Below are 15,019 nucleotides of genomic sequence, written 5' to 3' on the forward strand. Positions count from 1 at the left end.
TTGTGTACAGCCGAAGCTGCCGATTGCAGCGCAGGTTAGCAGCTTCCGTCAAAGTAGAACAGTAAGCGGCCATTTTACAGAAGGAAGGAAAACTTTTCCCGGTGGGGAAACAGCCCGAACTGACCGCCGGTATGCACGAAAACCAGGTTTTCGCAATCCCGGTAGCGTCCCTTGCGCAGCTCCTGCAGCAGGCCGTGGAAGGCCTTGCCCGTATATACCGGGTCCAGTAACAGCCCCTCTTGCGCCGCCGCATCGGCAATCGTACGGTAAACCGGTTCGTCGGCCTCGGCATACCCCGGGCCGATATAATCCGCATTGACCGAGATATCCAGCTGCTCTTCGTCGATGTGGTTGCCGCTCAACTCGCTCCAGTGGCGCACATCCTCACGCACCTTGCGCCGGAAGTACTCGGCGTTGTCGCAGACGGCATAGCCGGTCACCAGCGCGCGGGCCCCATTCAGCTGGCAGCCCAGCGTCAGGCCCGCCTGGGTGCCGCCGCTGCCGGTGGCACAGACAATATGCTCCGGCTCAAAACCCGCCTCCCGGCAATCCTCCAGCAGCTCCGCAGCGCCGGCGATATAGCCCCAGATGCCGAGCCCGTCGCTGGCGCCGGTGGGAATACAGAATGCCCTGTGCCCGCGCTGTGCGTAGAAGTTTTTCCAGTGTTCGAACAACTGTGGCAGCTCCTCAAAGTACTGGCGGGCCGGGTAGCAGGCGGTCGACGCTCCCGCCAGCTCATCCAGGAGCAGGTTCCCGTCCACCGGCCCGCTGACTTCGCCGCGCAGGATAAGCTGCACACGAAACCCCAGCCTGGCCCCCACCAGTGCGGTGGTGCGGCAGTGGTTCGACTGTATCCCGCCGCAGGTGATCAGCGTATCGCAACCCCGCTCCCGCGCCGCACCGGCGATGAATTCCAGTTTGCGCAGTTTGTTACCGGACATGGCTGACTCGGTGAGATCGTCACGTTTCACCCACAGGCGCGGTCCGCCGAACGGCGTGGAGAACTTTTCAGTGATGCGGTCCAGTGGCTGCAGGGGGGTGGGCAGGTTGGCGAGGCGAACCCGCGCCGGAAAAGTAAGTTCCATGGTCTTTTCCCGCTTGTCCAGGAAGGGCACTGTCGGCCCGAATCAAAAAACCCGGCGAATGCCGGGTTCTTGTGCAGTGGATCAGAGACGCGGCTCAGATCTTCTTGATGGTGCCCTTGGGCAGAATCGCGTGAACGGCGACCTTCTGGAACTTGAGCGACATGTTGTCGGCCACTTCCAGTACGATGTAATCGTCGTCCACTTTTTCCACACGACCGAGCATACCGCTGGTCATTACCACCTCGTCACCCTTCTTCAGTGACGAAACCAGTTCCTGGTGTTCCTTCTGGCGTTTGCGCTGCGGGCGGATGATAAAAAACCACATAAACGCAAACAGGCCCGCGAACATCAACAGCGTGATCAGCGGATTACCCTGCGGCGACGGTGCCGCTTCCTGTGCCACAGCAGCGGGAATAAAAAAGCTCATGCAAATCCTCTAAGAGTCAGCTTGTCCAATTGCCGCCAACTCTAACGGGTTTGCACTGCAGAGGCAATCTGGTCGGGCCGGAATACAGGCCGGCCCTTATCGATGTTTTCAGAACCGCTGACGCACCTGGCGGCGATACCCGGTGGGTGACATACCCGTCCAGCGCTTGAAGGCACTGGTAAAGCTGGTTCTGTCGGAGAAATCCAGGATCCGGGAAATACCGTCTACGCTGAGCGCCGTATCCTTCAGGAAGTGGACCGCGTGGCGAAAACGCACGTGATCGCGAAGGGAGGCGAAGCTCAAACTGTGTTCCTGCAAACGGCGCTGGAGCGTGCGGGTAGACATACTGAGATCCGACGCCACCGGGCGAATGGCCAGGGAGGCCTTGCCGATGCGCTGTTCCAATACGTCGATCACACGCGCGGCGATACCGAAACTGGTGGCTTCCGGCGGTGCCAGAAGCTGGTCCAGAATATTGGGATCACCGGAGATCCTGGCCTGCTGCAGTGGTTTGTCTTCCGAAAGCGAGGTTTGATCTGGCTGAATATGGTTCATCGAGCTGCTCCTTTAAGTTCCGTGAGCCGCAGTTATTGTTCTATGCCCGCTTCCTGCGGAACCCCCTTTGCCTCAACCTGCCCCAAGATACTGATAGAGAGAGCGGGCTACTACCCGGGTGCGGGGATGCACCTGAAACAGGCACCGAATCTGTCACAGAGCTGTACAAAAATTAAACTTACTGCTCCGGTAACTTCCCTATTGGTTCAACTCCGGTACCGGCGCACCTTTCCTTCACACAACGCAGTATAGACCATGAAATCAGAATGCAAGGGGCGACAGCCATATTTTTTTGGTGCTGTCACAAATGACAGCTGAACACCAATAGGCACCACTGTACAAATTGGATCGATATCCCGTTGACTGGGATGCAGAAGTGGTACAGAGGAGCGAAAGGGAGCGGTTCCGGGGCCCGGAACCGCAGGCGTTCACACCAGATTGTCGTCGATCCACTCCAGCACGTCATCGTGGTGGGTCTTGGTTTTCACCTTGTCGATGATGTGCCGCAGGCGGCCGTTCTTGTCGATGATAAAGGTGGTGCGCAGCAGGCCCATATACTCCCTGCCCATAAACTTCTTGAGGCCCCAGCAACCGTACTTGTCGGCGATCTTGTGCTCATCGTCTGCCAACAGGTCGAAATTCAGCTCGTGTTTGTCGATGAACTTCTTCAGCTTCGCCTCCGGATCCGGGCTCACACCCAGTACCACCGTGTCACGCCTGGCAAACTCGCCGGCGCTGTCGCGGATACCGCAGGCCTGGGTGGTGCAGCCCGGTGTCAGGGCCTTGGGGTAGAAGTAGAGCACCACGTTGCTCCGGTCGCGAAAGTCCTTCAGTGCAACCTTTTCCCCATCCTGGTTGCGCAGGGTGAAGGCCGGAGCCAGGTTGCCGATCTTGGGAAATGCCATAAATACCCCCGTTTGAGAAGTGCTGGTAAAAACTGGCCGGGGATTATAACGAAAAGTGCGACCACCCTGCCCCCACTGATCCCGACGCTCAGAACTCCTGCACCTGGTAGCCCTTCTCTTTGCGGGCACAGATACCGCACTGCCCCAGCTTGCGGATCAGTTCCGCCCGCTCCGCGTCGGTGAGGAAGCCCCCCACCTCGAGGCAGCCCTCGGGCCCACTGAAACTGACGGATGCGGGCTCGGTAGCGCTGCCGCCCATGCGCACCAGCACGTCGAGACTGTCGCGGACGAATTCCCGATGGTAGACGCTCTGCTGGCGGTGGCCGCGGCAGCAGTCGAGCACCACCCGTTCGCCGTTGATGCGGATCACTTCCCGCTTGGTGCTCTCCGTATAGACATAGGCGAAGAGCGCCCCCAGCAGCAGCAACTCCAGGCCGGCGAACGGCAGTATCATCCAGGCGCCGGCGAGCGCGAATGCCAGGCTGATTCCCAGCGACACCGCGACCAGGGAGATAAACACCCAGAGATTGCCCGAGAGCGACAGGGACTGGTTGGGCTGTAGCAGGATACAGGCGCTGCGGGAGGAGGCGCGGCCGACTTCAGTGACCATGATATCGAGTCCGGATACTGCTTTTTTCCAGTGTAGCAGCCGGCGCCTTTTTCAACCTTGCCCGATCCCATCCGAAAAAAACCCGCACCTGGGTGCGGGTTTCTCGCTCGTCGAACCGCGGGGCGGCCGGCGATATCTTACGGCAGCAGGTGCGCTACGGCATCGCGCTCTTCCGCCAGTTCCTGCTCGGTGGCAGTCATCTTCTCGCGGGAGAAATCGTTGATGTCGACACCCTGGACAATTTCCCAGTCGCCGTTCTTGCAGGTACACGGGAAGGAGTAGATCAGTCCTTCCTGGATACCGTAGGAGCCGTCGCTGTAGATGCCCATGCTGGTCCAGTCGCCCTCGGCGGTGCCCAGGGCCCAGTCACGCATATGGTCGATGGCCGCGTTGGCAGCAGAGGCGGCGGAGGAGGCTCCGCGGGCCTTGATGATGGCGGCACCGCGCTGCTGCACGGTGGGGATGAAGTCGTCCTCGTACCAGCCCTGGTCCACCTTATCCATCGCGGACTCACCGGCCACTTTCACCTGGTGCAGGTCCGGGTACTGGGTGGAGGAGTGGTTGCCCCAGATGGTCATATGGGTGATGTCATTGACGCTGGAGTCGGTCTTGTTGGCCAGCTGCGACAGCGCGCGGTTGTGATCCAGGCGGGTCATGGCGGTGAAGTTGCGCGGATCCAGGTCCGGCGCATTGCGCTGTGCGATCAGCGCGTTGGTGTTGGCCGGGTTGCCGACTACCAGTACTTTCACATCGCGCGCCGCGACATCGTTCAGGGCCTTGCCCTGGGCGGAGAAGATGGCGGCGTTGGCTTCCAGCAGATCCTTGCGCTCCATACCCGGGCCGCGCGGGCGGGCGCCGACCAGCAGTGCGTACTGGGCGTCCTTGAAGGCGACATTGGCGTCGTCGGACTGGACAATACCGGCCAGCAGCGGGAAGGCACAGTCCTCGAGCTCCATGGCCACGCCCTTCAGCGCTTCCAGGGCCGGGGTGATTTCCAGCAGTTGCAGGATAACCGGTTGATCTTTACCCAGCATTTCGCCGGAGGCGATACGGAACAGCAGCGAATAGCTGATCTGACCGGCGGCGCCGGTAACAGCAACACGAACAGGTGCTTTCACGATAGTTCTCCCTCGTTTGTAAGCGGGCCGCATTATAGAGAATTGCGAATAAATTTCACCTCGGGGCACCGGTCCCCAACCCGGTATGCGGGTCGCAAACCCGCCAATTCGCCCGTAAACAGGCTCCTGTGGCCGGATTCAGCCGACCGCGGCAGTCTCTCGGTAGCGGGCCTGCAGGGCACTGTACAGCTGTTCACTGTAGTCGTCGGCACCGGTATCCAGGCCCGCGGCAATTTCGGCCAGGTGTTCGTTGTCCTCCCGGCCCCGCCAGTTTTTCACGTAACTGCCGTCCTTGTAGCCGTTGTCCTGGCGGAAGCGGTTGAGCACGTTTTTGCCCACATAGCGCTGGTAGAGTTCCTCAAAGTCCATATCGACATCCGCCAGCAACTGCGCGAAGCCAACCAGGTCGAACTGCCTGCTGGCCAGGGTATTGAGTGTGAATTTTTCCAGGTTTTCGCGGAAATCGCCGGCCGTGCGCTGCGCCGCGCCCAGTTCCGCCTGCATCCGCGCAGCCACCTGCTCCGGCGCTCCCTGCTGCAGTTCCAGGCTGAGCCCGAAATGCCAGATATCCACCAGCTCGAGCTTGACCTGGTCCAGTTCCGGCTGCTGTTTCTTCCACCATTTCCAGCCGTAGTGGTCGAGCAATTCGGCACTCTCGACCCAGATGGCGCGATACCAGGGAAAATTTTGCGCGCGCCAGTCGCTGTTGACCAGCGTATTGATCTCGTCCTGCAGCGCCAGCATGGCCTGCAGCTGTCTTTGCATCGCTTGGGACATCGGGGGAATTCCGTTATTGAAAGGGAAACCCGGACTCAGGCGGCCCGGGGAAACAGTCGGTAAAAGTTTTCGCTGGTGATTTCGGCCAGTTCTTCATAGGGGATGCCGCGCAACTCGGCGATGAACTCCGCAACCTCGCGCACATAGGCCGGGATATTCGGTTTGCCGCGGTAAGGTACCGGCGCCAGGTAGGGTGAATCGGTCTCCACCAGCAACCGTTCCAGCGGTATCCTGCGCGCGACATCGCGCAGTTCTTCGGCATTCTTGAAGGTCACGATGCCGGACAGCGAAATGTAGTAGTTCAGGTCCATGGCCGCCTTCGCCATTTCCCAACTCTCGGTAAAGCAGTGCAGGACACCGGCGTGCTCGGCGTCGCCGTGTTCGCGGATCAGGTCGATGGTGTCCTCGCGGGCGTCGCGGGTGTGGACGATGACCGGCAGCTGCGCGCGACCCGCGGCCTGCAGGTGCGCGGCGAAACTCTGTCGCTGGACCTCCTTCGTTTCCGTGCTGTAGTAGTAATCCAGGCCGGTTTCACCGAGGGCGACCACATTGGGCTTCTTCGACAGCTCGAGCAGCCTGTCGACATCGGCGAGTCCGGATTCCACATCGAGTGGATGCACACCCACGGAACAGACGATATCGTCGTTCTGTTGCGCGATATCGACAACGCTGTCGACATTGTCCAGGCTGATACCAACACACAGGAATTTGCTCACACCGCGGCTGCGGGCCAGGTCGAGGACCGCGTTCAGGTCGCCGCCGAACTTGTCCAGCTTCAGGCGATCGAGATGGCAGTGGCTGTCTACAAGCATGGTTCAACTATAGCGTGTGCGTGGGCCGGCTGGATTCCAGCGAACCGGCCAGGAACGTTTCGATTTTGTTCTGGGCGACATTGTCCTTGTCGCTGAACTGGACACCGATACCCGGTGTGCGGTTGCCCTGGGCACCGGCCGGTGTGATCCAGATGACCTTACCGGCCACGGGCACTTTCTCGGGTTCGTCCATCAGGCTCAGCAACAGGAACACCTCGTCGCCCAGGTCGTAGGACTTATCCGTACTGATAAACAGGCCGCCGTTTTTCACAAACGGCATATAGGCCGCGTAGAGTACGGATTTGTCCTGGATCTTCAATGAAAGGATGCCGTTGCGGGCACCGCCCCCCATGGCTTTCATAGCCGGACCTCGTTGTTATCGAATGGCTGTAACTTATCTGAGCGTACCGGTTGTGTCCAGAATTGCGGGACTCCAGCAGGAAGCACCGTGCACACTGGCCGGCTACTTGAACAACTTTGCCCAGCGGATCAGCAACTCCTCGATCAGCAGGCGTTTGTTCGGATTCGATCCGCCCACCAGCGACTGGCGGGCGCGCAGCAATTGATCGTTGAAACCGAACAGCGGGCGCAGGCTCTCGCTGCCGCTGCCCGGCAGGCGCTGCAGCAGGCCCATGATCTGCTCGTCGGCGGTCAGGTCGCAACTGCGCGCACGCAGCATCTGCGACACCCAGTGCTGCCAGAATTGCAGTAACTGGCCCAGGTCCGCCGCGTCTCCCGGCGCCTCCCAGCGGCCGGCCAGGGTCACGCTGCTGGCGCCCCCCTGTGCCAGGGCGGTCAGGTCCGCCATAAACTGCTCGCGCAGCTCCCGCGACTCCGGCTCCGCCAGCCGCGCCGCCAACAGCGGTGCGCCTCCCGCCAGCACCAGGGCCCGCCGCGCCGCGCGGTCGTCCAGTCCACCCTCGTGCAGCCAGCGCAGCGCCGGCTCCCCGGCCGGTGCCGGGAAAGCCACCGACTGGCAGCGGCTGCGGATCGTGGGCAGCAGCCCCGACGGCGAATCGGTCACCAGCAGGAAGATCACCGACGCCGAGGGCTCCTCCAGATTCTTCAGCAGCGCGTTGGCCGCATTGACGTTCATCGCCTCCGCCGGTGCCAGCCACACCACCCGGGCCCCTTCCCTGCCGCTTGTACGGCCGACAAAACCGCCCAACTGGCGGATCTGCTCGACTTTCAGCGGGCCGCCGGGTTTTTCCGGCTCGACCCGCAGAAAGTCCGGGTGCGAACCCGCCTGCCACAACCGGCAGCCACGGCAAGCGCCGCAGGCCAGGCCGTCGCGCGGCTGCTCGCACAGGGTGAGCGCGGCGAAAGCCTCGGCAAAGCGGCGCTTGCCGAGCCCCGGCTGGCCGCTGAACAGCAGCGCGTGTGGACAGCGGCCGGCGCGCCATTGGGCGCCGAGGCGCTGCCACTGCTCTGCCTGCCACGGCAGCGGGGACGGAATGGTTGGGGAGTCGGTCGCTTCGGATTGCACAGATTCAGTCATCAAACAGTTTTTCGAGTTCGTCGCCCAGCCGCTGCTGGACCTGCTCCAACGGCCGCGCCGCATCGATTACCGCGTAGCGCTCTGGCGCACTTTCGGCGCGCTCCAGATAGGCCGCGCGCACGCGCTGGAAGAACGCCAGTTGCTCGCTTTCGAAACGGTCGGCGGCGCCGGTGCTGGCGGCTCGCTGCAGACCGGTGCGGGGATCCAGGTCCAGCAGCAGCACCCGGTCGGGCCTGAGGCTGCCCTGCACCGTCTGCTCCAGCTGTGCGATCAGGGCCCTGTCCAGTTGCCGCCCCCCACCCTGGTAGGCGTAGGTGGCATCGGTGAAGCGGTCGCAGATGACCCACTCGCCGCGGGCCAGCGCCGGCTCGATGACCCGCGCCAGGTGCTGGGCCCGGGCCGCGAAAACCATCAACAGCTCGGCTGTCGGGTCCACCGCTTCCTCGCGATTGCTCAGCAGCAACTCCCGCAGCTCCTCGGCCAGCGGCGTTCCGCCCGGCTCGCGGGTCTGTAAATAGGCGACGCCGCGACTGTCCAGCCAGTCGGTGACAAACTGCAGGTTGGTGGATTTTCCGACGCCTTCGCCGCCCTCGAGTGTAATGAACCGGCCGCGCTTCAGCGTCATTCGGCCCCCTTCTCGGCCGGGCTGGAGCGGTAGTCGGCGCGCCGCTTCAACTGGTATTCGCGCACCGCGCGATTGTGCTCGGCCAGCGTGGACGAGAAGTGGTGGGAACCGTCGCCCTTGCCGACAAAATAGAGACTGTCGCCGGGTTCGGGGTTGAGCGCCGCGCGGATGGCCTCGCGGCCGGGCAGCGCGATCGGTGTCGGCGGCAGGCCGTCGATCACATAGGTGTTGTAGGGGGTCGACTGGCGCAGGTTGGCGCGGGTCAGGTTGCCATCGTAATCGTCACCCAGGCCGTAGATGACGGTCGGGTCCGTCTGCAGGCGCATTCCACGATCCAGGCGGCGCACGAAAACGCCGGCGATTTCGCTGCGCTCGGACGGCAGGCCGGTCTCTTTCTCGATCAGCGAGGCCATGATCAGCGCCTCGTAGGGCGAGCTGTAGGGGAGATCCCGCTCCCGCTGCTGCCACTCCTCATCGAGCACCTGCTCCATGCGCCGGCGCGCCTGGCGCAGGAGATCGACATCGCTGGTACCGGAGCGGTAGACATAGGTATCGGGGAATATCCAACCCTCGGGGCTGTCGCCCTCGAAGCCCAGCGCCCGCGCGGCACTCTCCGGGCTGGCGCCGGCCTCGGACTGGACGATATTGCGCCCCGCCCGCACCTGGGCCAGCGCCTGGCGAAAGGTCCAGCCCTCCACCAGGGTCACGCGATAGCGGGTCACATCGCCGCGGTTCAGGCGCGATACCAGGTCCATGGCGTTGCTGCCCTGGGGCAGCAGGTACTCGCCGGCGTGGATGCCGGTTTCGCCCTGCCAGTAGGCATAGGCAAGCACCAGGCGCGGCCACTTGAGAACGCCGCGCTGTTCCAGGTCCCGCAGTGCGCTGGACAGGTTGCCACCGCTCGCCACCTCGAAGCGCAGCCCCTCGTCCTCTACCGCCAGGGGCTGTACCAGAGCCTTCTGTACGGCCCACAGGGTGAAGACCGCGCCGACCAGCAGCACCAGGATGCCCCCGAGCAGATAGCGCCCCAGGGAGCGTCCGGTCTTGGGCTGTTTCTTGCTCTGTCGTTTTTTCACTACCACAACTCTTTCGCTATGAGCCGCTGCAGGCGGCGGATCTCGCCTCCCGGCAACCACTGCCGGTGTCCGATCAGTTCGCGCACCGGTAGAACGCCGCGCACACTGTTACACAGGGCGAGCTCTTGCGCATCCTCCAGGCGGCTCAGCCCGATATCGACTTCCTCCAGCGGAATACGCCGGCCCAGCCAGTCCCGCATCACGCCGCGCACGCCACAGCGCCCCAGATACGGGGTGACCCAGCGGCCATCGAGCAGTACCAGCAGGTTGCAGCGCAGGCTCTCGATCACCCTGCCCTCGACATCCAGTATCAGGCCATCGTCGGCCCCGGGGGGCAACTCCTCCCCGGCGCGATTATATCCCGCCCGCAGCAGGGATTTGCAGCCCGGGTTGGCAGATTCGACCAGTGGCAACCGCTCGCGACAGGGAAAGAGCCTGACGCCCCGCTGCGAGCCGGGGCCCTGCCCCAGCGCCCCCAGGGCGACATCCCAGTAGCGCTGGCCCTGCTGTCGGCCGATGCGGAGCCGGACCCTGGCAGCCGCCGGGGAAGCACTGGCGACGAAACGCTGCAAATGCAGGCCTATGACCTCCAGCTCGCCCTCGCCGACCGAGCCGCTGCGCATCAGGCGCTCGCGGTGCAGGGGCCAGAGTGGCAGGGCACCGCCCTGGCAGCGCATGGTTTCCAGCAGGCCGTCGCGGATCGCGTCGTCCGGCGGCAGCGCGGCAACGGGAATACCATTTTGCAGGAAGAGTGGAAGCTTTGGCATGAGAGCTGGCACCCGCCACAATGGCGGGCGCCGGACGGGTGATCAGGCGCGCCTGAAAATCAGCGAGCCGTTGGTGCCGCCGAAGCCGAAGGAGTTGGACAGCACTGCATCGATGTCCATTTTCTGGGCCTCGAACGGTACCAGGTTGATCCCCCTGCAATCCTCGTCGGGGTTGTCGAGGTTGATGGTGGGCGGCGCCACCTGCTCGCGGATCGCCTGCACCGAGAAGATCGCCTCGATGGCACCGGCGGCACCCAACAGGTGGCCGGTCATCGATTTTGTGGAACTGACCGCGAGACTGTCCGCAGCGTTGCCGAAGACCGAGTGCACGGCCTTGATCTCCGCCTTGTCTCCCAGCGGCGTCGAAGTGCCGTGGGCATTGATGTACTGCACATCCCCGGCGGAGAGGCCGGCGTCACCGAGGGCATTCTGCATCGACAGGGCCGCACCTGCGCCGTCTTCAGGCGGCGAGGTAATGTGGTGGGCGTCGCCGCTCATGCCGAAGCCGCTCAGTTCCGCATAGATCTTGGCACCCCGGGCCCTGGCCCGCTCGTACTCCTCCAGCACCAGCACACCGGCACCCTCACCCAGCACAAAACCGTCCCGGTCACTGTCCCAGGGGCGGCTGGCCCCCTGCGGATCGTCGTTGCGTGTGGACAGCGCACGGGCCGCGCAGAAGCCACCCAAACCCACCGGCGTGGTCACCATCTCGGCGCCGCCGCACACCATGACATCGGCATCGCCATACTGGATGGTACGCATACCCAGGCCGATGGCGTGGGTGCCCGTGGTACAGGCGGTGGTGGTGGAGAGATTGGGGCCTTTCATACCGTATTTGATCGACAGGTTGCCGGCCACCATATTGATGATGGCACCCGGCACAAAGAAAGGAGAGACGCGGCGCGGGCCCTTTTCGGCAATCAACATGGCATTGTTTTCGATCGCCTGGATACCGCCCATACCGGAACCGATACAGGCGCCGACCCTCGGTGCGTCGCTCTCGCTCATCTCCAGGCCGCTGTCTTCAATGGCCTGTATACCGGCCACCATGCCGTACTGCAGAAACATGTCCATTTTCCGCGCTTCTTTCGCCGGCATATAGGGCGTCGGATCAAAATCCTTCACCGTGGCGGCAAAGCGCGTGGAAAACGCCGAAACATCAAAAGTCTCGATCGGCGCGACACCACTGGTGCCGGCCAGTACGGCGGTCCAGTTTTCATCCAGGGTGTTGCCCAGCGGGCCCACCATGCCCATTCCGGTTACGACAACTCTTCTACGCGACACTCGTATTCCCCCGACATTCGATTCTGCACCAGCGACTGCCCCATCCGATGTCACACAATGTTTCGACGAAGTGACAGGCAGCGGTCACACTTGCTGGATGCCAATAAAAGGAGAGCCGTACTATGCGACATAGAACGGCTCTCGCGATGCTTTCATACTCGCTCGCGGCTACGGGTGCAGACGGCTACCCGCAGCCTGAACTACTCAGCGCAGATCAACCAAGGTTTTCCTTGATGTAATCGATGGCCAGCTGAACAGTTGTAATTTTTTCGGCTTCCTCGTCGGGAATCTCGGTTTCGAACTCCTCTTCCAGAGCCATCACCAACTCAACTGTGTCGAGGGAGTCAGCGCCCAGATCTTCAACAAATGAGGCTTCAGGCTTTACGTCTTCTTCCTTTACGCCCAGCTGTTCAGCAACGATCTTTTTAACGCGCTCTTCAATGCTGCTCATGATTCAATTTAACTCCTAGTGGATAAAAATCTGTTGTAGTCGTTGTTGTTCTTCACCGCATTGAGTTGCGGAGATAACGACCGGCTCACACAGCTTCTGGTTAATGCGAGGCGGCATTGTACCCCAACTTTTTCGGGATGTAATGCGCAGCCTTTCACAGCCATCAGCTACTATAAAAAATCTTTAGCAATCAGCAGGTTATGGCCATTTTTTGAGGAAAATCCTCAGGCCATATACATGCCGCCATTCACGTGAATTGTTTCCCCGGTGACGTAACCACCGGCATCACTGGCCAAAAATGCAACAACCGAAGCAATCTCTTCCGGCGCCCCCAGGCGGCCCAGCGGGATCTTGCTCTGCAGCGCCTCACGCTGCGCTTCCGGCAGCACCTTGGTCATGTCCGTATCGATAAAACCGGGGGCCACGGTATTGACGGTAATACCCCGGGAACCGACTTCGGCGGCCAGCGAGCGCGCAAAACCGGCGACGCCCGCCTTGGTCGCAGCGTAGTTGCTCTGGCCCGCGTTGCCCATACTTCCGACCACGGAACTGATATTGACGATACGCCCCCAGCGCGCCTTGGTCATGTCGCGCAGGCAGGCCTTCGTCACACGGTAGACGGCCGACAGATTGGTCTCGATGACCGACGCCCACTCTTCGTCCTTCATCCGCATCAGCAGGTTGTCCTTGGTGATGCCGGCATTGTTGACCAGAATGGTCGGCGCGCCAAATTCGCTTTTCACGGACTCCAGCAGTGCCGCCAGGCTGTCGGCACTGGTGACATCCAGCACCTTGCCGGCACCGGTAACACCTTTCTCGGCGAAACGCGCGTTGATTTTTTCCGCTCCCGCCTCACTGGTGGCGGTACCGATAACGGTCGCCCCCATGGCGCCGAGGGTATCCGCAATGGCCGCGCCAATACCGCGGCTGGCGCCGGTGACCAGGGCCACCTTGTCCTGCAGGGATGTTGTCAGTGTCATTATTACTCCTGAATCGATTCGCCCCGAAGTGCGATGATTTTTGTTCTAGTCGGCCGTCGCCAGTAACGCTTCGCTGAACTTCGCCGGCGCGTCGATGTTGTGGCTGCCGAGGCCGCGATCGATACGCTTGGCCAGGCCCGCCAGGACCTTGCCCGGACCGCACTCCAGCAGTTGCTCGATGCCGTCTGCGGCCATCGCCTGTACACAGGCGGTCCAGCGCACCGGGCTGTAGATCTGCTCGATCATCAGCTTCTTGATCGCCTCCGGCTCGGATTCCGGCCTGGCGTGTACATTGTGAATCACCTGAATTTCCGGTGCATGGAACACCGTGGACTCAACCTGCGGGGCCAGCTTTTCCGCAGCCGGGCGCATCAATTCGGTATGGAAAGGCGCACTCACCGGCAGCGGCATGGCGCGCTTGGCACCCGCGGCCTTGCAGGCCTCTATGGCGCGATCGACCGCCCCCTTGCTGCCGGCAATGACCACCTGGCCGGGGGAGTTGTAATTGACCGCAGCGACGACCTCTCCTTGCGCGGCATCGGCACAGGCCTTCTCAACCTCGGAGTCATCCAGGCCGATCACTGCGGCCATGGCGCCCTCGCCCGCCGGCACCGCCTCCTGCATCAGCCGGCCGCGCTCGCGCACCAGGCGCACCGCATCGGTAAACGCCAGGGAGCCGGCGCAGACCAGCGCCGACCACTCGCCCAGGCTGTGCCCGGCCATGCGCGCCGGGCGGACACCACCTTTCGCACACCAGGCGCGGTAGAGCGCCACACTGGCGGCCAGCAACAGTGGCTGGGTTCGCTCGGTAAGGTTGATATCGGCCTGCTCGCCGTTCTGGCACAGGTCCCAGAGGTCGTAGCCGAGAACGTCGGACGCCTCGCTGAAAGTAGAGTGAATTTCGGGGAGTTCAGCCGCGGCGTCCGCCAGCATGCCTATCTGCTGGGAACCCTGGCCGGGAAAGACGAATGCGAGCCTTGCATTGGTCATGGAACATCCTTAAACCTGGTTGGCGGTTATGGGTCAGGACTCGACCTGTACGCGCGCCATCGCGCGAGCCAGGCGGGCGGCCAGATCGGCCTCGGCACACTCCTTGGCGGTGATCATCGCCCGGTAGAATGCCTCACTGCTGGCACCGCCGTGACTTTTGATCACGTTGCCCTGCACCCCTAAAAAGCTGGCGCCATTATAGCGGGCAGGCTCTACCTGTGTACGCCATTTTCGCAACAGCTTTATGGCCATTTGGCCAAAAAGACGCTTAAACGGCCCCTTCTGCTCGATGGTAAACGCTTTTTGACCCATCAGTCGAATAACGCCTTCGGCGGACTTCATGGCCACGTTCCCCATCAGGCCATCGCAGACCACCACATCCACCACGCCGGTAAAAATATCGTGCCCCTCGACAAAGCCGGCGTAGTCTATATCGGGGGCCGCCTCAAACAGCTCCGCCGCCCGGCGGATCTCCTCGGTGCCTTTGTGCGCCTCGGCGCCGATATTGAGCAGCGCCACCCGCAGGTCCCGCCTGCCGATATGCACGCGCTGCGCCTCGAGCCCCATGCGCGCAAACTGCAGCAGGTCCTCGGCGCTGCAGCCGATATTGGCCCCCAGGTCGAGCAGGAAGCAGGAGCCGGACTCCGTGGGCAGGGATTTACCCAGCGCCGGCCGCCGCACACCTTCGAGGGTGCCGAGAATACTGCGGCTCAACGCAAACAGGGCCCCGGTGTTGCCGGAGGTCACCATCGCATCGGCGCCCCCCGCAGCAACCGCCTTCAGGGCCATGGCCATGGAGGAATCGCGCTTGTGCCGCAGCGCCTGCACGGGATTGCAGCTCTGGGTGACAACCTGCTCACAGGACGCGATCTGCAGGCGCTCACCGATATGCCGGTGTCGCCGTTCGCGGTCAATCAGGTCCTGGAGTTGGGTGCGGGGGCCGAAGAGCATCAGCTCCGCATGGGGAAAGCGCTGGAGGAATCTGGTACAGGCCGGAACGACAGAGCGGGGACCTAAGTCCCCGCCCATCGCATCCACGGCCAATCGCAATTGGCTGGA

Annotated in this window: 18 protein-coding genes; all 18 read right to left on the bottom strand. The window is 62.5% G+C overall.

Going from position 1 to position 15,019, the window contains the following annotated elements; genetic code table 11:
- Positions 1-74 precede the first annotated feature (74 nt).
- The gene (locus MWN76_RS07940; protein ID WP_250460861.1) at positions 75-1,085 is read right to left on the bottom strand and encodes a D-cysteine desulfhydrase family protein; all 1,011 of its coding nucleotides are present in this window, start codon (positions 1,083-1,085) and stop codon (positions 75-77) included.
- A gap of 94 nt (positions 1,086-1,179) precedes the next feature.
- Positions 1,180-1,512 (bottom strand): preprotein translocase subunit YajC, encoded by a 333-nt coding sequence (yajC, locus tag MWN76_RS07945; RefSeq protein WP_250460862.1) that lies wholly within the window; start codon positions 1,510-1,512, stop codon positions 1,180-1,182.
- A gap of 108 nt (positions 1,513-1,620) precedes the next feature.
- Positions 1,621-2,067 carry a helix-turn-helix domain-containing protein gene (locus tag MWN76_RS07950; protein ID WP_250460863.1) on the bottom strand — a complete coding sequence of 149 codons (447 nt, stop codon included), beginning with the start codon at positions 2,065-2,067 and terminating at the stop codon, positions 1,621-1,623.
- A 428-nt stretch (positions 2,068-2,495) separates the two neighbouring features.
- Positions 2,496-2,972, bottom strand: a complete 477-nt coding sequence (bcp, locus tag MWN76_RS07955) for a thioredoxin-dependent thiol peroxidase (protein WP_250460864.1) — start codon at positions 2,970-2,972, stop codon at positions 2,496-2,498.
- Between the two features lie 88 nt (positions 2,973-3,060).
- Positions 3,061-3,582 carry a DUF2244 domain-containing protein gene (locus tag MWN76_RS07960; protein WP_250460865.1) on the bottom strand — a complete coding sequence of 174 codons (522 nt, stop codon included), beginning with the start codon at positions 3,580-3,582 and terminating at the stop codon, positions 3,061-3,063.
- A gap of 137 nt (positions 3,583-3,719) precedes the next feature.
- Positions 3,720-4,700 (bottom strand): malate dehydrogenase, encoded by a 981-nt coding sequence (locus tag MWN76_RS07965; RefSeq protein ID WP_250460866.1) that lies wholly within the window; start codon positions 4,698-4,700, stop codon positions 3,720-3,722.
- Between the two features lie 138 nt (positions 4,701-4,838).
- Positions 4,839-5,477 carry a dUTP diphosphatase gene (locus MWN76_RS07970; protein WP_250460867.1) on the bottom strand — a complete coding sequence of 213 codons (639 nt, stop codon included), beginning with the start codon at positions 5,475-5,477 and terminating at the stop codon, positions 4,839-4,841.
- Positions 5,478-5,512: 35 nt separating this feature from the next.
- Entirely contained in the window at positions 5,513-6,289 is a 777-nt protein-coding gene (locus tag MWN76_RS07975; protein ID WP_250460868.1) for a TatD family hydrolase, read from the bottom strand.
- 7 nt (positions 6,290-6,296) lie between these two features.
- Positions 6,297-6,650 (bottom strand): PilZ domain-containing protein, encoded by a 354-nt coding sequence (locus MWN76_RS07980; RefSeq protein ID WP_250460869.1) that lies wholly within the window; start codon positions 6,648-6,650, stop codon positions 6,297-6,299.
- A 102-nt stretch (positions 6,651-6,752) separates the two neighbouring features.
- The gene (locus MWN76_RS07985; RefSeq protein WP_250460870.1) at positions 6,753-7,787 is read right to left on the bottom strand and encodes a DNA polymerase III subunit delta'; all 1,035 of its coding nucleotides are present in this window, start codon (positions 7,785-7,787) and stop codon (positions 6,753-6,755) included.
- Positions 7,780-8,412: a dTMP kinase gene (tmk, locus tag MWN76_RS07990; RefSeq protein ID WP_250460871.1), complete on the bottom strand. Its 633-nt coding sequence runs from the start codon at positions 8,410-8,412 to the stop codon at positions 7,780-7,782. Before tmk ends, MWN76_RS07985 begins: the two co-directional genes overlap by 8 nt.
- The gene (gene mltG / locus MWN76_RS07995; RefSeq protein WP_250460872.1) at positions 8,409-9,488 is read right to left on the bottom strand and encodes an endolytic transglycosylase MltG; all 1,080 of its coding nucleotides are present in this window, start codon (positions 9,486-9,488) and stop codon (positions 8,409-8,411) included. Before mltG ends, tmk begins: the two co-directional genes overlap by 4 nt.
- Positions 9,488-10,255, bottom strand: coding sequence for an aminotransferase class IV (locus MWN76_RS08000; RefSeq protein WP_250460873.1), 768 nt, complete (start codon positions 10,253-10,255; stop codon positions 9,488-9,490). The genes mltG and MWN76_RS08000 overlap by 1 nt, the downstream gene beginning before the upstream one ends.
- 42 nt (positions 10,256-10,297) lie before the next feature.
- Complete coding sequence (fabF, locus tag MWN76_RS08005; RefSeq protein ID WP_250460874.1) at positions 10,298-11,539, bottom strand: beta-ketoacyl-ACP synthase II; 1,242 nt, start codon at positions 11,537-11,539, stop codon at positions 10,298-10,300.
- A 214-nt stretch (positions 11,540-11,753) separates the two neighbouring features.
- On the bottom strand, positions 11,754-11,990 hold the full coding sequence (acpP, locus tag MWN76_RS08010) for an acyl carrier protein (protein ID WP_067080870.1): 237 nt from the start codon (positions 11,988-11,990) through the stop codon (positions 11,754-11,756).
- Positions 11,991-12,214: 224 nt separating this feature from the next.
- The gene (gene fabG / locus MWN76_RS08015; RefSeq protein ID WP_250460875.1) at positions 12,215-12,970 is read right to left on the bottom strand and encodes a 3-oxoacyl-ACP reductase FabG; all 756 of its coding nucleotides are present in this window, start codon (positions 12,968-12,970) and stop codon (positions 12,215-12,217) included.
- Between the two features lie 45 nt (positions 12,971-13,015).
- A complete protein-coding gene (gene fabD / locus MWN76_RS08020; RefSeq protein ID WP_250460876.1) occupies positions 13,016-13,960 on the bottom strand; it encodes an ACP S-malonyltransferase in 945 nt (314 codons plus the stop codon).
- Between the two features lie 33 nt (positions 13,961-13,993).
- Entirely contained in the window at positions 13,994-14,998 is a 1,005-nt protein-coding gene (gene plsX / locus MWN76_RS08025; protein WP_345780062.1) for a phosphate acyltransferase PlsX, read from the bottom strand.
- Positions 14,999-15,019: the final 21 nt, after the last annotated feature.

Origin of the sequence: Microbulbifer litoralis (assembly GCF_023634065.1) — a bacterium.
GTDB classification, from domain to species: Bacteria; Pseudomonadota; Gammaproteobacteria; order Pseudomonadales; family Cellvibrionaceae; genus Microbulbifer; species Microbulbifer litoralis.